The 17,438-nt window shown below is 70.7% G+C and carries 16 protein-coding genes, 2 tRNA genes and 1 riboswitch; of the genes, 6 read left to right on the top strand and 12 right to left on the bottom strand.

All coding sequences use genetic code 11. The annotated features are described in order from the left end of the window. Positions 1-35: 35 nt before the first annotated feature. A tRNA-Leu gene (locus ACIBG8_RS35090) sits at positions 36-109 on the bottom strand. Between the two features lie 102 nt (positions 110-211). Further along, positions 212-285: transfer RNA gene (locus ACIBG8_RS35085), tRNA-Pro, on the bottom strand. A gap of 74 nt (positions 286-359) precedes the next feature. Here ACIBG8_RS35085 and ACIBG8_RS35080 point away from each other — a divergent pair. Beyond that, positions 360-857, top strand: coding sequence for a carboxymuconolactone decarboxylase family protein (locus tag ACIBG8_RS35080; protein WP_397347393.1), 498 nt, complete (start codon positions 360-362; stop codon positions 855-857). On the opposite strand, the gene ACIBG8_RS35075 is transcribed toward ACIBG8_RS35080, so the two are convergent. Next, complete coding sequence (locus tag ACIBG8_RS35075) at positions 854-1,369, bottom strand: CGNR zinc finger domain-containing protein (protein WP_397347392.1); 516 nt, start codon at positions 1,367-1,369, stop codon at positions 854-856. The two genes, ACIBG8_RS35080 and ACIBG8_RS35075, sit on opposite strands and share 4 nt — an antisense overlap. A gap of 74 nt (positions 1,370-1,443) precedes the next feature. On the opposite strand from ACIBG8_RS35075, the gene ACIBG8_RS35070 reads away from it, so the two are divergent. Then, a complete protein-coding gene (locus ACIBG8_RS35070) occupies positions 1,444-2,319 on the top strand; it encodes a DMT family transporter (protein WP_397347391.1) in 876 nt (291 codons plus the stop codon). A gap of 10 nt (positions 2,320-2,329) precedes the next feature. After that, positions 2,330-3,874 (top strand): hypothetical protein, encoded by a 1,545-nt coding sequence (locus ACIBG8_RS35065; protein WP_397347390.1) that lies wholly within the window; start codon positions 2,330-2,332, stop codon positions 3,872-3,874. On the opposite strand, the gene ACIBG8_RS35060 is transcribed toward ACIBG8_RS35065, so the two are convergent. The 5 genes from ACIBG8_RS35060 to ACIBG8_RS35040 form a co-directional block, all read right to left on the bottom strand. Next, on the bottom strand, positions 3,803-4,903 hold the full coding sequence (locus ACIBG8_RS35060; RefSeq protein ID WP_397347389.1) for a mechanosensitive ion channel family protein: 1,101 nt from the start codon (positions 4,901-4,903) through the stop codon (positions 3,803-3,805). The two genes, ACIBG8_RS35065 and ACIBG8_RS35060, sit on opposite strands and share 72 nt — an antisense overlap. A gap of 12 nt (positions 4,904-4,915) precedes the next feature. Then, positions 4,916-5,893 carry a ribonucleotide-diphosphate reductase subunit beta gene (locus ACIBG8_RS35055; protein ID WP_397347388.1) on the bottom strand — a complete coding sequence of 326 codons (978 nt, stop codon included), beginning with the start codon at positions 5,891-5,893 and terminating at the stop codon, positions 4,916-4,918. A 17-nt stretch (positions 5,894-5,910) separates the two neighbouring features. After that, positions 5,911-8,064 (bottom strand): ribonucleoside-diphosphate reductase subunit alpha, encoded by a 2,154-nt coding sequence (locus ACIBG8_RS35050; RefSeq protein ID WP_397347387.1) that lies wholly within the window; start codon positions 8,062-8,064, stop codon positions 5,911-5,913. A 72-nt stretch (positions 8,065-8,136) separates the two neighbouring features. Then, positions 8,137-8,352: riboswitch (cobalamin riboswitch) on the bottom strand. A 2-nt stretch (positions 8,353-8,354) separates the two neighbouring features. After that, on the bottom strand, positions 8,355-9,299 hold the full coding sequence (locus ACIBG8_RS35045; protein ID WP_397347386.1) for a tripartite tricarboxylate transporter substrate-binding protein: 945 nt from the start codon (positions 9,297-9,299) through the stop codon (positions 8,355-8,357). A 66-nt stretch (positions 9,300-9,365) separates the two neighbouring features. Then, a complete protein-coding gene (locus tag ACIBG8_RS35040; protein WP_397347385.1) occupies positions 9,366-9,920 on the bottom strand; it encodes an ArsR/SmtB family transcription factor in 555 nt (184 codons plus the stop codon). 79 nt (positions 9,921-9,999) lie between these two features. On the opposite strand from ACIBG8_RS35040, the gene ACIBG8_RS35035 reads away from it, so the two are divergent. Genes ACIBG8_RS35035 through ACIBG8_RS35025 form a run of 3 tightly spaced genes read left to right on the top strand, consistent with a single transcriptional unit; the run spans position 10,000 to position 13,750 of the window. After that, entirely contained in the window at positions 10,000-11,358 is a 1,359-nt protein-coding gene (locus ACIBG8_RS35035) for an alpha/beta hydrolase family protein (RefSeq protein WP_397347384.1), read from the top strand. 32 nt (positions 11,359-11,390) lie between these two features. Continuing rightward, positions 11,391-12,572 (top strand): cytochrome P450, encoded by a 1,182-nt coding sequence (locus ACIBG8_RS35030; protein ID WP_397347383.1) that lies wholly within the window; start codon positions 11,391-11,393, stop codon positions 12,570-12,572. After that, positions 12,569-13,750 carry a cytochrome P450 gene (locus ACIBG8_RS35025; RefSeq protein ID WP_397347382.1) on the top strand — a complete coding sequence of 394 codons (1,182 nt, stop codon included), beginning with the start codon at positions 12,569-12,571 and terminating at the stop codon, positions 13,748-13,750. The genes ACIBG8_RS35030 and ACIBG8_RS35025 overlap by 4 nt, the downstream gene beginning before the upstream one ends. Here the strand turns inward: ACIBG8_RS35025 and glmS are convergent, their stop codons facing one another. From glmS to ACIBG8_RS35005, 4 genes are all read right to left on the bottom strand, one after another. Then, the gene (glmS, locus tag ACIBG8_RS35020) at positions 13,751-15,571 is read right to left on the bottom strand and encodes a glutamine--fructose-6-phosphate transaminase (isomerizing) (RefSeq protein ID WP_397347381.1); all 1,821 of its coding nucleotides are present in this window, start codon (positions 15,569-15,571) and stop codon (positions 13,751-13,753) included. It abuts the gene before it with no gap. Between the two features lie 8 nt (positions 15,572-15,579). Beyond that, entirely contained in the window at positions 15,580-15,837 is a 258-nt protein-coding gene (locus tag ACIBG8_RS35015) for a hypothetical protein (protein ID WP_397347380.1), read from the bottom strand. 70 nt (positions 15,838-15,907) lie between these two features. Continuing rightward, the gene (locus ACIBG8_RS35010; RefSeq protein ID WP_397347379.1) at positions 15,908-16,630 is read right to left on the bottom strand and encodes an ABC transporter permease; all 723 of its coding nucleotides are present in this window, start codon (positions 16,628-16,630) and stop codon (positions 15,908-15,910) included. After that, on the bottom strand, positions 16,575-17,423 hold the full coding sequence (locus ACIBG8_RS35005; RefSeq protein ID WP_397347378.1) for an ATP-binding cassette domain-containing protein: 849 nt from the start codon (positions 17,421-17,423) through the stop codon (positions 16,575-16,577). The genes ACIBG8_RS35010 and ACIBG8_RS35005 overlap by 56 nt, the downstream gene beginning before the upstream one ends. Positions 17,424-17,438 lie beyond the last annotated feature (15 nt).

Below are 17,438 nucleotides of genomic sequence, written 5' to 3'. Positions count from 1 at the left end.
GGTGACCCGGCCGATGCGGGTCCCCCGCTGGAAAGTGCCGCCCCCGGGATTCGAACCCGGATCCTCTTCATCCTGAATGAAGCGCCTCTGCCAATTGGGCCAGAGCGGCATTGTGTGGCCCCGGGCAAGGCATGGCGTGGGCCATTCCCCGGGGCGCAGGTTTCGTGTCCGTCAGAGGGTCGCCACTCCCGGCCGACAGACCGTCACCACGTCCGAGTGGCAGGATTCGAACCTGCGATACTCCTGCACCCAAGGCAGGCGGGCTGACCACTGCCCCACACCCGGTCGTTAATGCTGATATATCAACGGTAATGCGGTGTTTATATGGGATGCCACTGAATAAAAATGGAGGGCGACAAATGACACTTCCCAGACTCACCAGGGATGAGCTCACTCCGGAGCAGGCCGAGCTTTATGACACGATCCTCAGCGGCCCGCGCGCCAAGGGCCCGTTCGCGCTCCAGGACGCGGACGGCGGGCTGACCGGACCGTTCGGCCCCATGCTCCACGCGCCCGGCGTAGGCGGCCCGCTCCAGGAGCTCGGCGCGGCGGTCAGGTTCCGCACGGGACTCGGCGACCGGGTGCGGGAGATCGCGATCCTGAGCGTCGCGCACGCCACCGGCTCGGAGTTCGAGCAGCGCGCCCACGAGACCATCGCCCGGTCCATCGGCGTGACCGAGGAGGAGCTGGCCGCGATCGCGGACGGCACGTTCACCTCGGGCGACCCCTTGGAGACCGCCGCGTACGCCGTCGGCAGGGGCGGTCCCGTGCCGGAGGGCGTCGATCCGCGCAGCACGGTGGAGCTGGTGGTGCTGGCCGGTTACTACCGGACGCTGGCGCAGCTGATGGAGGCCTAGACCCGCTGCCTTGCACGGAAGGCGGCGGCCTTGGCGCGGTTGCCGCACTCCTGCATGCCGCACCACTTGCGCGACCCGGCGCGGGACACGTCGAGGTAGAGCCGGGTGCACAGCTCGTCGCCGCACTCCTTGATCCGCGCCGCCAGCGGCCCGCCCAGCATCTCGACCGACTCCCGGGCGACAGTGGCCAGCGCCGCGTCCAGATCCCCTGAACGGACCACCCGGCCGTCGGCCCCGAGCGACATCTCGACCGGCGGCCGAGTGGCGAAGGCGTTCAGCAGTTCCCTGTCGCCGTCGAGCCCTGCCCCCGTGGCCAGGCGGTAGATCGCCTCACGCAGGCCGACCGCGGCGTCGAGCGAATCGACGGAAGGCGGCGAATCCAGGAGCGCGGCCTCCACGACCCACGTCGCCAGGTCGGCCGGTGAGGCCAGCAGGTCGATGTGGTCGGTCCTGCGGTGCGCCACCGTGCCCGCGAAATCCAGCCCTGCGTTGCCGCTGATGAAGGTGAACACCCTCACATCGTAACCGCCTTGACAGGTTATCGCGAGACCCGCCAGGGTGGGATAACCACTTCAGGGGGTTACGAATGGCAGTCCAAGCGCAGACCAGGCCGACCAGGCGGACCGACGTGGCGATGCCGCCCGTGTTCGTCGTCCTGTGGAGCAGCGCCTTCATCGCTGGTGTCGTCGGCGTCGGCGCAGCGCCTCCCCTGTTCCTGACCGCGTCCAGGTTCCTGCTGGCCGCGGTGCTGCTGACCGGGTACGCGCTGGCGGTGCGCGCGCCCTGGCCGAAGGGCCGCGAGCTCGCGCACGTCGCCGTCTCCGGGCTGCTGGTGCTGGGCGTGCAGTTCGGGGCCATGTACACGGCGCTCGGGATGGGGTTGCCCGCCGCGATCGTGGCGCTCGTCCAGGGGCTCAACCCGGTGATCGTCGCCCTGGCCGCCGGGCGGTTGCTGGGCGAGCGGGTGACCGTACGGCAGTGGGCCGGGTTCGGGCTCGGTGCGCTGGGGGTGGTCCTGGCGGTGTCCGACCGGCTGAGCATGTCGCTGGCCGGGCTGGTGCTGTGCGTGGTGGGGCTGCTCGGGATGAGCCTGGGCACGATCTACCAGAAGCGGTACGCCGGGGGCATGGACGTGCGCACGGGCACGGCGGTGCAGTTCCTGGTCAGCGGGCCGGCGGTGGGTCTGGCGTCGCTGCTGTGGGAGAACCCGGTGGTCACCGACGGGGCCGCCTTCACCTGGGCGTTGCTGTGGCTGGGACTGGTGAACTCGGTCGGGGTCTTCCTGCTGCTCAACACCATGATCGCGCGCTGGCCCGCGAGCCGGGTGAGCACGATGTTCTTCCTCACGCCGTCGGTGACGGCGGTGATGGCGTGGCTGCTGGTCGGGCAGGCGCTGCACCCGCTGGCGGTCGTGGGCCTGGTGGTCGGCGGCGCAGGGGTGCTGATCGCCAACCGCAGGTAGTGTGCCGGGTGTGCGGCGGCTGAATGCGGCGGAGAAGCGGCTCTGGAAGGCCTACCCGAGCGGCGCGTGGATCGACCTGCGCGCGGGCTCGCTGGAGGCCGACGACCCGGCGGGCGGAGCGGGCTGGGGCCGGGAGCGCGAGGTGCGGGCCGAGGTCATCGCGGAGCTGCTGCTCGGGGCGGCGGGCCCGCAGCCGGGGCAGGTGCCCGGGGTACGGCTGGCCGGGGCGCGCGTCATCGGCCCGCTGCGCCTGTCCGACGCCACCATCGGGGCCGGGCTCCACCTGCTCAACTGCTACCTGCCCGACGAGGTCGACCTGACCGACGCCACGATCCGCGGCATCCGGCTGCGCGGGTGCGACGTGCGGCGGGTGAAGGCGGGCAGGGCGGTCGTCGAGGGGCTGTTCGACCTGGACGGCTCGGTCGTCCGCCAGGGTGTGCGGCTGGAGAACTCGCACGTCAAGGGCCAGCTCCGGATGTCGGTGGCGGAGATCCACCCGCGCCCGCCCAGGACGGCCGCCCCCTACGAGGACGTGCGCCGCCCCTACGACGGACTGGACTTCGACGAGTTCGGCAACGCCCGTCAGCCGTGGTCGTTATGGGCGGGCGGTCTCACCGTGGACGGCGCCGCGTTCCTGCGCGGGCTGCGCGCCACGGGCGGGCTGCGGCTGATCGGCGCGAAGTTCCACGGCGGCCTCTACATGCAGCGCGCCTCGATCACCGCCACCGGCGAGTACGCCATCCACGCCGACTTCATGGAGGCCGGTGCGGCCGAGCTGAGCAGCGGGTTCAGCTCAGAGGGCACGATCCGCATGCGCGGGGCGCGCATCGCCGGAGTGCTGTCGTTCAACCGCGCCACGCTCAAGGCGCCCGGCAGGGTGCTGCACCTGAGCCACATGCAGGTCGACGAGATCATCATGCGTCCCGCGGCCATCGAGGGCGACGTCAACTTCGGCTACAGCCGGTTCGGCGTGCTGCTCGACTCCCCCGACGCCTACCCCGCCGCCGTCCAGGTCAACGGCACCGTCTACGACACGATGCGCGGCGGCTGGACCCTCCCCGAGCGCGTCGCCTGGCTCAGCCGCGACCCCGACGGCTACCTGCCGCAGCCCTACGAGCAGCTGGCCGCCTGGTACCGCCGCATCGGCCACGAGCCGGACGCCCGCCGCGTCCTGCTGGCCAAGCAGCGCGAGCGCCGCGCCACCCTGCGCGGACCTGGGCGGAGCTGGGGCCGCCTGCTCGACCTCATGGTCGGGTACGGCTACCGCTCCTGGCAGGCCGCCGTGTGGGCGGTGGTGTTGCTGGCCGTCGGCACGACCGTGTTCACGCTGGTGCCGCCCGCCCAGGTGGACCCGACGGAGCTGCGGCACTTCCAGCCGCTCGTCTACAGCCTCGACCTGCTGGCGCCGGTCAGCGTGTTTGAGGTGCGCGGCGCCTACGAGCCGACCGGGTGGACGCAGTGGGTGGCCTGGACGCTGGTGGTGTCAGGCTGGGTGCTGGCGACGGCCCTGATCGCCGGGGTCACCCGGGTGCTGCGGCCCGCTCCCGGAGTCTAGGTCGAAGCGGAAGCGCGGCAGCGCCTCCGGATAGCGCGTCCTGATGAACTCGACCAGGTGCTCGCGGGCGTCGGCCTTGAGGTCCCAGACCGAGGCGGAGTCAGCCGCGCTCATCAGCGCCCGCAGCTCGACCATGCCGTTCGGCAGGATGTCGGTGACCTGCAGCGTCCAGTCCTTCTGGTCCCACAGCGGGTGGTCCTTGACGAAGCTGTGCAGCTCGGACCTGAGCGCGTCGACCGGCACGGACCAGTCGACCCGCAGGTAGACGTGGCCGATGACGCGGCTGCCGTGCCGCGTCCAGTTCTCGAACGGGTTCTGGGTGAAGTAGGAGACGGGGAAGACCAGCCGCCGCTCGTCCCAGGAGCGCACCACGACGTAGGTGAGCGTGAGCTCCTCGATCCTGCCCCACTCGTTGTTGACGACCACCACGTCGTCCAGGCGCAACGCGTCGCTGAAGGCGAGCTGCAGCCCGGCCAGCATGTTGCCGATCGTCGACTGGGCGGCGATGCCGACGATGGCCCCGGCGATACCTGCCGAGGCGAGCAGGCCGGTGCCGAGCGCGCGGACGGCGGGGAAGGAGAACAGCACCGCGCCGAGCGCCACGACGATGATGACGGCGGCCGCGACCCGGCGGACCAGGGTGATCTGCGTCCTGTAGCGCCGCGCCCGCCCGTCGCGCTCGCCGTCGATCAGCTCCAGCCGGTCGAGGACCACGTCGGTCACCGCGTAGGAGGCCTGGATGACCAGCCAGGTGACGGCGACGATGGTCAGCAGGCCGAGGACGCGGTCGACGGTGTCGCCGACCGCGCGCTCCTCGGGTCCGTAGCCGAACATGGCGGGGAAGTAGACGGTGTTGAGGGTGACCAGCACTGCCACCGCGAACCCCGGCCAGACGCAGCGCCGGAGGAAGTGTCCGGCCACCGGCCATTTGCGGGTCGCCCTGATGAGGATGCGACGGATCAGCTCGACCGCGACGATCGCTCCGACGACGGAGCCGACCAGGATGAGCCAATTCGTCGACAAACTCATGGCACCAATCTCTCAGAATGCCTCGTCGAACGACACATTGCCCTCAACTGCCACCTGGTACGCGGAGACACGCCGTTCGAAGAAGTTGGCCAGCTCCTGCACGTCCTGGAGCTCCATGAAGCCGAACGGGTTAGCCGTGCCGTACCTCTTGGGGATGCCAAGGCGGCCGAGCCGCTGGTCGGCGACGTATTCGAGGTACTCGCGCATCTGGTCGGCGGACATGCCGCCCATGCCGTCCCCGCACAGGTCGCGGGCGAAGGCGAGCTCGGCGGCGACGGCCTCCTCGATCATCCGGGTGACCTGCTCGACGAGCTTGTCGTCCCAGAGCGAGGGCTCCTCGGCGCGTACGGTGTCCACGACGCTGAAGGCGAACTCCATGTGCATGGACTCGTCGCGGAACACCCAGTTGGTCCCGGTGGCCAGGCCGCTGAGCAGGCCACGGCTCCTGAACCAGTACACGTAGGCGAACGCGCCGTAGAAGAACAGGCCCTCGATGCAGGCGGCGAAGCAGATGAGGTTGAGCAGGAACGCCCGCCGGTCGTCCTGGCTCTCCAGGCTCCTGAGCCCGCCCAGCGAGTCGATCCAGCGGAAGCAGAACTCCGCCTTGTCGCGGATCGACGGGATGTGCTCGATCGCGGCGAACGCCTTGACCCGCTCGTCGGGGTCGGGCAGGTAGGTGTCGAGCAGCGTCAGGTAGAACTGCACGTGCACGGCCTCCTCGAAGAGCTGCCTCGACAGGTAGAGGCGCGCTTCCGGGGCGTTGACGTGCTGGTAGAGGTTGAGCACCAGGTTGTTGGCGACGATCGAGTCGCCGGTGGCGAAGAAGGCGACGAGCCGGTTGATCAGGTGCCGCTCCTGCGGCGTCATCCGCGCCAGGTCGGCCAGGTCGTTGTGCAGGTCCACCTCCTCGACCGTCCAGGTGTTGCGGATGGCGGCCCGGTAGCGCTCGTAGAACTCGGGGTAGCGCATCGGCCGGAGGGTCAGGTCCATCCCAGGGTCAAGAAGCATTACTGGCAGGCCTCGCAGATCTCGGGGTTCTCAAGGGAGCAGGCGACGGCCTCTTCGACCGGGAGGGCCTGCACGGTGGTCTGGGCGATCCGCGTCGCTGGGCGGGAGCGCAGGTAGTAGGTCGTCTTCAGGCCCTGCTTCCACGCGTAGGCGTACATCGACGACAGCTTGCCGATCGTCGGCGTGGCCATGAAGAGGTTCAGCGACTGCGACTGGTCGATGTACGGCTGGCGCGCTGCCGCCAGGTCGATGAGCGCCTTCTGCGGCAGCTCCCACGCGGTCCGGTACAGCACCTTGAGGTCGGCGGGGACGCCGGGGATGTCCTGCACCGAGCCGTCGGCCCGCTTGATGGCGTCGCGCATCTCCTGCGTCCACAGCCCGCGCGCCTGTAGATCGGCCACCAGATACCGGTTGACCTGCAAGAACTCGCCCGACAGCGTCTCGCGCTTGAAGACGTTCGACACCTGCGGCTCGATGCACTCGTAGCACCCGGCGATGGAGGCGATCGTCGCGGTGGGCGCGATGGCGATCATCAGCGAGTTGCGCAGCCCGGTCCTGGCGATCTTCTCCCTGAGCTCGGCGGGCACGGCGACGTCGTAGTGGTCGGGGTGCAGGACGCCGTCCGACGCCCTGGTCTCGCCGTACGACGGGTGACGGCCACGCTCGACGGCCAGGTCGGCCGAGGTGTCGTAGGCGGCCAGCGCGATCTCCTCGGCGATCCGCGTGGACAGCTCCAGCGCCTGCGGCGAGTCGAACGGCAGCCGCAGCGCGAAGAACACGTCGGCCAGGCCCATGACGCCGAGGCCGATCGGCCGCCAGCGCAGGTTCGCCGCCTGCGCCTCGGGGGTCGGGTAGAAACCGAGGTCGATGGTCCTGTCCAGGAAGCGGACGGCGGTGCGCACGGTGGCGCGCAGCCGCTCGAAGTCCACGGCCCCGCCGCGCACGTGGGTGGCCAGGTTGATGGAGCCGAGGTTGCAGACCGCGGTCTCGCCGTCGCTGGTCACCTCGAGGATCTCGGTGCACAGGTTCGACAGGTGGATGACGTTCTCGGGCCGCGCGGTCTGGTTGGAGGTGCGGTTGGCGGCGTCCTTGAAGGTCATCCAGCCGTTGCCGGTCTGGGCGAGCGTGCGCATCATCCGCCCGTAGAGCACCCGCGCGGGGAGCTGGCGGACGTAGAGGCCCGCGTCCTCATAAGCCTTGTAGGCCTCGTCGAAGGCGGAGCCGTACAGGTCGGTGAGGGAAGGGACCTCCTTGGGGTCGAACAGCGACCACACGCCGTCGGCCTCGACCCTGCGCATGAACTCGTCGGGCACCCAGTTGGCCAGGTTCAGGTTGTGCGTGCGCCGGGCCTCCTCGCCGGTGTTGTCGCGCAGCTCCAGGAACTCCTCGATGTCGGCGTGCCACGTCTCCAGGTAGACGCAGGCCGCGCCCTTGCGCCGACCGCCCTGGTTGACGGCGGCGACGGAGGAGTCGAGGGTGCGCAGCCACGGCACGATGCCGTTGGAGTGCCCGTTGGTGCCGCGGATGAGCGAGCCGCGCGAGCGGACCCGCGTCCAGGCGATCCCGATGCCTCCGGCGTACTTGGACAGCCGCGCCACCTGGGCGTAGCGCTGGTAGATGCCGTCGAGGTCGTCGCGCGGCGAGTCGAGCAGGAAGCACGACGAGAGCTGCGGGCGGCGGGCGCCGGAGTTGAACAGCGTCGGCGACGACGGCAGGTACGACAGGGTCGACATGAGCGCGTAGAGCTCGGCGGCCTCCCCGACCGTCGAGGACAACCCGCAGGCGACCCGCAGCATGAAGTGCTGGGGGCGTTCGAGGACGGCGCGGCTGACCGGGTGGCGCAGCAGGTAGCGGTCGTAGACGGTGCGCAGCCCGAAGTACTCGAACCGGTCGTCCCCGGACGGGTCGATCAGCGCGTCCAGCTCATCCCGATTTTTCTGGACAAAGTCGGCCAGCGAGTCCTGGATGAGTCCCGCGGCGTGCGTGGCGGCGATGGAGGACGAGAACGAGGTCACGCCGTGCGTGGCCGCCTCGTCGGCGATCTCCTCGGCGAGCAGCCCCGCTGCCACCCGCGAGTTGGCCGGGTCGGCGATCACCCGGGCGGCTGCCTCCTCGATGGCCAGCCTGCGGTCGAACTCAACGATCTGCGTCACGCGCTCTCTCCTCGCGAGCGACCCCGGGGAAAGGCATGCGGCGGCACGCCCCAGACCCTCCCTCGAGGTCCATGGACAAAGACATCCGCTGGCAGGTCTTCGGACTCGCGGGCACGCCTCATGACGAGGCGCCTACTGGCCGTCGCTTCCCAGAAAGGTGCTTCCAGTGCTTCGTGACGGCGGTCGTTCCCACTCACCGCTGCGGGGCAGTCTCCGACTCTCACGGAGTTCCCTTTTGCTCCGGCTCCCCGGTTGAGGGGAAGCCGAACCAGCGAGACGAGATCCTACATCTAGTGGCCGCCGCCGCAACTATCCCCACAACTTGTGCCCGGCGTGTCGAGGAGCCCAAGATCGAACAGGACCTCGTGGGTCCGTTCCACCTCGGAGCCGAGCCACTGCGCGAAGGCGTCCCCGCTCAGCGGCAACGGCCTCCATCCTCCGGTACGGCAGGCGTCCTGCCACCGCTCGGACTCCGCGACGCGGTCGCACATGGCGATCGCGGCGGCCCGCGCGTCCTCCCGCATGCCGCCGGGCCCGAGCACCGCGCACCAGTCGGCGAAGTCGACCCGCACCCCGCTCTCCAGCAAGGTCGGCACGTCGAGTCCCTCGACCCGCTCGGCCGACGAGACCGCGAGCGCCCTGACCTTCCCCCTGTCGATGCGGGAACGCCACTCGCACAGCGGCCCCGCAGCCACGGCCGCCCGCCCGGCGAGCAGCGCCGCAGCCGCCTCGGCCGTGCTCGGGTACCCGGCATAGTCGACGAGCCTGGTGTCCGCGCCGAGCCCCTTGGCGATCAGGCCGAACAGCAGGTGGTCCGCCTCGCCCTCCGGCCGCCCGGCCAGCATGGTGCGGGACGGCTCCGCGGTGAGGTGTGCGGCGAAGGCGTCGAAGTCGGCGTGGCGCGAGTTGACCGGCACGACGACGACCTCGGGCTCGCCGACGAGCCTGGCCAGCGGGGTGGTGGTGTCGAGCACGGAGGCGCCCTCGTTGCGCTGCACGGTGGCCAGCGCGGTCAGCCCGGTGACGGTGATCGTCGTCGCGGCGCGCCCCTGCGCGAGGTAGCCGGCCGTACGGAGAGTCCTGGTCAGGGCCCGGGCGACGGGCACCCAGGGCTCGCCGCCCGAGATCACCGAGACCCGGCCGAGAACGTCGGCCGACGGGGTTCCTGCGGAGCAACCGGCCAGGCAGGCGGCCGCGGCGCCCAGCCCGAGCGCGAAGAACTGCCGACGGTGCATAACGCCACCCTCCCCCCGATGATCCCCAATACCATGGGTTATTACCAGATCACGGCGAGTTACCCCTTAATCTCCGGGAAGGGCGAACAGTCGGATGAGCATCGGCCGCGACCCGTCCCCCGCGTCCTCCACGCGGCGGCTGTACTTCTTCAGCAGCTCCATGTACTCCTCGAAGAAGGCGTCCAGCTCCGCGCTGGTCATGCGGCCGAGTCCGCGCGAGTGCCTGGCCCACGCGGCGTCGGCGGCGAAGGCGGCGGGCATCCTGGCCAGCAGGTCGCGGTCCTCCTCCACGCTCTGCCGGTAGAACTCGCTCAGCACCGGCAGGTCCTCGTCGGCGACCTGGTCGGGCGTGGGCAGCCTGATGTCGCCCGTCTCGACCCTGCGCCACCAGCGCTCCCTGCCGGTCGAGCGCTCGGCGATCTCCTCGATGAACCCGTACTTCTCCAGCTGGCGCAGGTGGTAGCTGGTGGTGCCGGTCTTGGCGCCGAGCAGGTCGCCGAGCGTGGTGGAGGTGGCCGGGCCGTGCACGTTGAGGTGGTGCAGCATCTGCCGCCGCATCGGGTGGGCCAGGGCCTTCAGCCGCTCCGGGTCGTCGAGCAGCCAGGGTCGCTCATCCTTCATGAGGAGCAGCCTAGTCCTGCAGAACGATATCTGCAGACATCCCTTTGCCGAGAGGTCTCTGCAGAGTAGCTTCGGCGATATGAGACTCGTTCTGCTCTTACTCACGACCCTGCTCACCCCGACCCCGGCGCCCGCCGGGGTGACCACGACGGAGGTGAGCTTCTCCGGCAGCGGAGGGCTCGCCATGCACGGCACCGTCGTGGCCCCAGCCGGGGCCACCTCCCCCACCCCAGGCCTGGTGCTGGTGCACGGCGCCGGCAGCGGCTCGCCGCGCACCAAGCTCATGGGCGAGGCGGTGGAGTTCGCCAGGCGCGGGCTGTCCGTCCTGGTCTACGACAAGCGCTCCGAGGGCTACTCGATCTTCGAGCGCTCCTACAGCACGCTCGCCGACGACGCGATCGGCGCGATCGGCGCCCTGCGCGGGCAGAAGGGCGTCGACCCTGCCAAGGTCGGCATCTGGGGGCTCAGCGAGGGCGGCTGGGTGGCCCCCCTCGCCGCCACGCGCTCGGCCGACATCAAGTTCGTCGTCGTGGTCGGCGCGAACGGCCTGGCCCCGCTGCGCCAGCAAACCTGGGCCGTGGCCGCCGGGCTGCGCAAGGCGGGCGTCGCCGGGCCGCTCGTCGACCGGGCCGAGCCGACGCTGTATCGGCAGGTCTCGGCCGGCGGCCTGTTCGGCGAGCCGTACCACGACGCGGAAGGCGTGCTACGGCAGGTCAAGCAGCCGGTGCTGGCCATCTGGGGCACCAAGGACCTGCTCACGCCGCCGCAGGAGAGCCCGCCGATCTTCGCCAGGGCGCTGACGCACGGCCACTACTCGCTGCGTTACTTCGCCGGCGCCGACCACGCCGCGCACCAGAGCCCGGACGGTGGCGTCACGCGGCTGCCCGAGCTGGCGCCCGGCTACGCCGACACGGTGGGCACGTGGGTGAAGGACGTCGCGGCGGGCAAGCTGCCGATGCGGGACGCGCCCGCCGCTTTGCCGACGCAGCCGTCTTTCAGCATCCCCGTGCCGCCGCCGTCCTGGTGGGAGGGGCCGGTCGTGCAGGTGGCCGCGCTGCTGGTGTTCCTCGTGGGCTTCCTCGGCTACCCGGTGTGGGCGCTGGCCAGGCGGGTGCGCGGGCGGTCCGCCACGGTGGTCCGTACGGCCCGGGTCGTGTCCGCCGGTGGTCTGGTGGCCGTGCTCGGCTCGATGGGCTACGTGATGTTCCTGGTCATGACCGGCGGCAAGCTCGCCACCCCGGGGCCCATGCTGGGCAGCCGCCCGCTCGTCTGGCTGGCGCTGCAGGCGCTGGCGGTGGCCGTCGTGGTCGCCACCGCGCTGACCGTGCGCGGCTGGCGCAGGTCGCAGGGTTCCGAGCGGGTACGGCTCAGCCTCCTGATCACCGCCGGGGCGCTGTTCGCGCCGTGGGCGCTGTATTGGGGGCTGCTCCTCCCGTGACGCTGTCCCGTTCTGCGGCTAGCGTCCTTCTTATGGATCATTATCCGTTCCCGCCTGGACCCCGGGGCGCTCCCGCGCAGGAGTACGCCTTACGGCGTGCGCGCGACCGCCTCGGCCTGGTCCGGCTCCCCAGCGGAGACACGGCCTACCTGACCACCACCTACGACGACGCCGCCGTCGTGCTGAGCGACCCCCGCTTCAGCCGCGACCTGAGCAGGCCGGGGTCGCCGAGGATGTTCGCCGGGTTCACCATCGGCGACGCCCCCGGCTCCCTGATCAGCATGGACCCGCCCGACCACACCAGGATGCGCAGGCTGCTGTCGGGCGTCTTCACCCCGCGCCAGGTCAACGCGTGGCGGCCCCGGCTGCGCGCGATGGCCACGGCGCTGATCGACTCCCTGCCCGCCGAGTTCGACTTCGCGCACGACCTCGCCTTCCCGCTGCCCGTGCAGATCATCTGCGGCGTCATGGGCGTGCCGGACATCGACACCGCGAAGGTGCGCGGCTGGTCGGACGCGATGATGTCGACCTCGCGGCTGTCGGAGGAGGAGAAACTCGCGGCGGCCATGGAGTTCTACGCCTACATCGCCGAGCTGATCGCCGCGCACCGCGACGACCCGGGCGACGGGCTGCTCGCCACGATGATCGGCGCGCGCGACGGCGAGGACCGGCTGAGCGAGGAGGACCTGGTGCGCAACACGCTCGGCCTGTTCCTCGCCGGGCACGAGACCACCGGCTCCGTGCTGTCGCGCTCGATCGTCAGGCTGCTCGACCCGCGTTCCGGGTACGAGGAGCTGGTCGCGCGACCCGAGCTGATCGCCGGGACGGTCGAGGAGCTGCTGCGGGTGGAGCAGCCGGGCGACAGCCCGCTGCTCAGGGTGGCCACCGAGGACGTCGAGCTGCCCTCGGGCGTGGTGCGCAAGGGCGAGGGCGTGATCGCCTCGTTCGCCGGAGGCAACTTCGACCCGTCGGTCTTCGCCGAGCCGCAGGAGGTGCGGCCCGGCCGGGAGGCGGCTCACCTCGCGTTCGGGCGCGGGGCGCACTACTGCCTCGGGGCGAACCTGGCGCGTATGGAGCTGCAGGAGATCCTGGGCGTGCTCGTCGAGCGGCTACCCGGGCTGGCGCTGGCCGTACCCGGGGAGAAGCTGGCCTGGACCGAGGGGTCCATCATCATCCGGCCTGTTGAGGTGCCGGTTCTCAAGGAGGTCCCATGACCGCGCTCGACAAGTTCCCCTTTCCCGCGCACCCGGGCGCGGCGCCCGACGAGATCTACGAGCGGCGGCGGGCGAGCTGCCCGGCCGGTCAGGTGGAGCTGCCCAGTGGCGACGTGGTGGCGCTGGCGGTCAACTACCAGGACTCCGCCGTGGTCTTCTCCGACCCGCGCTTCACCCGCAACCTGCACTACGAGGGCGCGCCGAGGATGTTCGACGGTTACAACCTCACCGACTCCCCCGGTGGCATCCTCAGCATGGACCCGCCCGAGCACTCGCGGCTGCGCAGGTTGCTGTCCGGCACGTTCACCCCGCGCCAGGTCGCCGTCTGGCGGCCGAGGGTGCGGGAGATCGTGCGCGAGCTGCTCGACGGGCTGCCCGACGAGTTCGACTTCGTCGCCGACTTCGCCTTCCCGCTGCCCGTGCAGGTGATCTGCGACGTCATGGGCGTGGACGGGATCGACACCGAGCGGGTGCGCGCCTGGTCGACGGCGATGGTCTCGTCCACCGCCGTGCCGGTCGAGGAGAAGGTCACGGCCGCCGCCGAGTTCTACGCCTACGCGGGCGAGCTCATCGCCGAGCACCGCGACAGTCCCGGCGACGGGCTGCTCGCCTCGATGATCAACGCCCGCGACGCCGAGGACCGGCTCAGCGAGCACGAGCTGACCAGGCTCACCCTCGGCATGTTCCTGGCCGGGCACGAGACGACCGGGTCGGTGCTGTCGAAGTCGATGTTCCGCCTCCTCAACACCGGCGCGTACGCGGACCTGACCCCCGAGACGATCGAGGCCGCCGTCGAGGAGCTGCTCAGGCTGGACACGCCGGGCGACGCCGGGGTCATCAGGGTCGCCAAGGAGGACGTGGAGCTGCCCTCCGGCCAGGTCATCGCCAAGGGCGAGGGTGTGATGCCGTCCGGCATCGGCGCCAACTACGACCCGGCGGTCTTCCCCGACCCCCTGGAGATGCGCCTCGGAAGGGACGCGGCGCCGGGGCTGACGTTCGGCCGCGGGCCCCACTTCTGCCTGGGGGCGAACCTGGCCAGGATGGAGCTGCAGGAGACGTTCGGGGTGCTCATCGCCGACCTGCCCAAGCTGCGGCTGGCCGTACCGGCTGGTCAGGTGCGGTGGACGGAGGGCAGCCTCGTCCACCGCCCCGACCATCTGCCGGTCAGCAAGAGCTAGCTACTCCACCGTCACGCTCTTGGCGAGGTTGCGCGGCTTGTCCACGTCGCGGTCCAGCGCGACCGCGGCGTGGTAGGCCAGCAGCTGCAGCGGGATCGTCAGCAGGATCGGGTCGAGCTCGATCTCGTTCTTCGGGATCACGATCACGTCGTCGGCCAGCTTGGTGTCCGGCTCGCGGTGGCCGACCATGAGGACCCGCCCGCCGCGCGCCCTGATCTCGCCCAGCGTGGTGAGGTTCTTGTCCAGCAGTTCGTCGTCCGGCACGATCGCGACCGTCGGCATGTCGGGGCCGATCAGCGCGAGCGGCCCGTGCTTGAGCTCGCTGGCCGGGTAGGCCTCCGCGTGCACGTAGGAGATCTCCTTGAGCTTCTGCGCGCCCTCGCGCGCCACCGGGTAGCCGCGGACCCGCCCGACGAACATCATGCTCGGGTGGTCGGCATACTTCCTGGCCAGCGCGGCGATCTGCTCGCCGTTCTTGATGATCTCCTCGACCTGCGCGGGCAGCTTGCGCAACCCGGCCACGATGCGGCGGCCGTCGGCGGGCGACAGGTCGTGCACGCGGCCGAAGTGCAGCGCGAGCAGCGCGAAGGCGATCGAGGTGGAGGTGAACGCCTTGGTCGAGGCGACCGACACCTCGGGTCCCGCGTGCAGGTAGATGCCGCCGTCGACCTCGCGGGCGATGGCGCTGCCGACCGCGTTGACGATGCCGATGACCCGGCCGCCCTTGCGCTTGAGCTCCTGCACGGCGGCCAGCGTGTCGTAGGTCTCGCCCGACTGGCTGATCGCGACGTACAGGGTGTCGGGGTCGACCACCGGATTGCGGTAGCGGAACTCGGAGGCGGGCTCTGCGTCGGCGGGGATGCGGGCCAGCTCCTCGATGAGCTGCGCGCCGATCTGCCCCGAGTAGTAGGCGGAGCCGCAGCCGATGATCTTCACGCGGCGGAAGGAGCGGGTCTCGCGGGCGTCCATGTTGAGTCCGCCGAGGTGGGCGATGTTGAACCGCTCGTCGAGGCGGCCGCTCATCGTGCGGGCGATCGTCTCCGGCTGCTCGGAGATCTCCTTGAGCAGGTAGTGCTCGTAGCCGCCGGTGTCGTAGTGCCCGGCGTCCCAGTCGACGGTCAGCGGCTCCTTGGCCGTCTCGCGGGCGTCGCTGGAGAAGGTGTGGAAGCCGTCGGCCTTGAGCACGGCCAGCTCGCCGTCCTCCAGGTGCACGACCTGGCGGGTGTAGCGGACCAGGGCGGAGACGTCGGAGGCGGCGAACATCTCCTTCTCGCCGAGGCCGAGCACGATCGGCGAGCCGTTGCGCGCGACGACGACCTCGCCGGGGCGCTGGGCGTCGAGGACGGCGATGCCGTAGGTGCCGACGATGCGCTTGAGCGCCAGCCGTACGGCCTCCTCCAGGGAGTCGGTCTCCTGGACGGTGGCCGCGATGAGGTGCGCGAGCACCTCGGTGTCGGTCTCCGACAGGAAGACGACGCCGTCGGCCTCCAGCTTGGCGCGCAGCTCTGCCGCGTTCTCGATGATGCCGTTGTGGACGACGGCGATGCGCTCGTCGGTGGACAGATGCGGGTGCGCGTTCTCGTCGCTGGGCACGCCGTGGGTGGCCCACCGCGTGTGACCGATCCCGACCTTTCCTGCGAACCTGGCCGGTACGGCTTTCGCCAGGTCGGCCACGCGGCCCTTGACCTTGCGCATCTTCAGGCCCTTGTTGGAGACCACGACACCGGCCGAGTCATAGCCCCGGTACTCCAGGCGCTGCAGCCCCTCCAGCAGGATGGGCGCCGCGTCCTTGGGGCCGACGTAGGCGACGATTCCGCACATAGCCGCTCCTATCCGTAGACGATTCTGCGGAGCTGGCGCAGCGTCAGCTCCGGTGCCGAGACCCGGCGCAGGGGTAGCTCCCCCGCGATCCTGGGAAAGATCTCGTCGTTGGTGAGGCCGCGGGCCTTCAGCTCGACGTGGCGCCGCCGTACGAACTCCTCGACGGGCTCGGAGAAGTACGAGAGCACGTCGGCCACCACGCGCGCCGCCTCGCCCGGTCCGAGCGGACTCGTCCGGGTGAGGTGCGCGATGAGGTCTTCGTACACATCGCAGGACACTACTTATGCCTGGCCGCCAAGGCCAATATCCTGCCCGATATCGGGCAGGAATTTACTCCTAGAGGACGCTGGAGCGCCCCCAACCCCTTTTCAGCCTCCAGCAGGCGAACGTTCCGGACACCAGACCGAGGCCGGTGAGGATGGCCGCGGCCCGCCAGTCGGCCTCCCCGCGTACGGCGGCGCGCAAGGCGGTCGTGGCCCAGTAGCCGGGCGAGATCGGCGCGATCGCCTGGGCCCAGTCCGGCATCATCGCCACCGGCACCAGCGCGCCGCCCAGCGCGCTGACCGCCAGCGCGCCGACGTTGCTGATCGTGCTGAGCTCGCCGTGGCTGCGCACCACGGCGGCGATGGCCGTGCCGAGGCCGAGCAGGGCGAAGCACCACGTGCACACGGCCAGGACGAGCGGCCACGCCGACCCCTGCGTGCGCAGCCCGACCGCGACGACCCCGTAGACCAGCAGCAGCGCCTGCTGGGCGAGCAGGATGCAGAAGACCGGCACCGCCTTGGCCACGACCAGCTCCAGCACGCTCGCCCGGGTGGCGCGCACCCGGTCCCAGGTGTGCCAGACGCGCTCGGTGAGCGTCGCGGTGGCCACGTCGGCCATCGACAACACGGAGAACATCACCAGCAGGCCGGTCACCGGCTGGACGGCCTCGCCGAACATCGGCTTGAACACCAGCATCAGCACCATCGGCATGACGAGGTAGCTGACCAGGTGGCTCGGATCACGCAGGCGCAACAGCAGGTTGTGCCTGGTCAGGACCGCGACTCGGTGCATCATGGGACAGCTCCCTGTACAGGTCGTCGAGCGACGGCTGGCGGATGTCGATCTCCCGCACCGGCCGGTCGAGGTCGCGCAGCAGCGCGGCCAGCGCCCCGGTGGGGTCGGTGGTGGTGACGGACAGCTCCTCGTCGTCCAGGCGGAGCCGCACCTCGGACGGCAGACCGCTGAGCAGCTCGGCGCTGGTGCCGCGGGCGATCACCCGGCCGTTCCTGGCGACGGCGAGGGTGGCCTCGAGCTCGGCGAGCTCGGGCAGGTAATGGGTGGAGTAGACGACGGCGGCGCCGTCCGCGGCCCTCGCGCGGACGGCGGCCAGCAGCGCCGCCCGCGTCTCCGGGTCGGCGCCGACGGTCGGCTCGTCGAGCAGCAGCAGCCGCGGCTCGGGCAGCAGCGCGGTGGCCGCCTGGGTGCGGCGCTGCTGGCCGCCGGAGAGCACGCCCACCCGCCGGTCGAGCACGCCGGTCAGGTGCAGCTCCTCGGCCACCTGCTCGATCTTCCTTCTCAGCGCCTGCCCGCGCAGCCCGGCGAGGCCGCCGAAGAGCCGCAGCGTCTCGCGGACGGTGACGCTCGGGTAGAGCGCGAGTTGTTGCGGGGCCACTCCGGGCGCGGCCCCGAGGACGATCTCCCCCGCGTCCGGCTTCACCAGGCCGGAGGCGATCTCGAAGAACGTCGTCTTACCTGCCCCGTTGTGGCCGACCAGCCCGGCGATCTCGCCGGGCGCGACCTCGAGGGAGAACCCGTCGAGGGCCTTGACCTGGCCGTATCGCTTGACCAGTCCTGTCGCTCTCAGCATGTTGCCTCCTCAGTC

The organism is Nonomuraea sp. NPDC050556 (genome assembly GCF_044457355.1).
GTDB lineage: Bacteria > Actinomycetota > Actinomycetes > Streptosporangiales > Streptosporangiaceae > Nonomuraea.
This window is presented reverse-complemented; position numbering and strand designations above follow the sequence as displayed.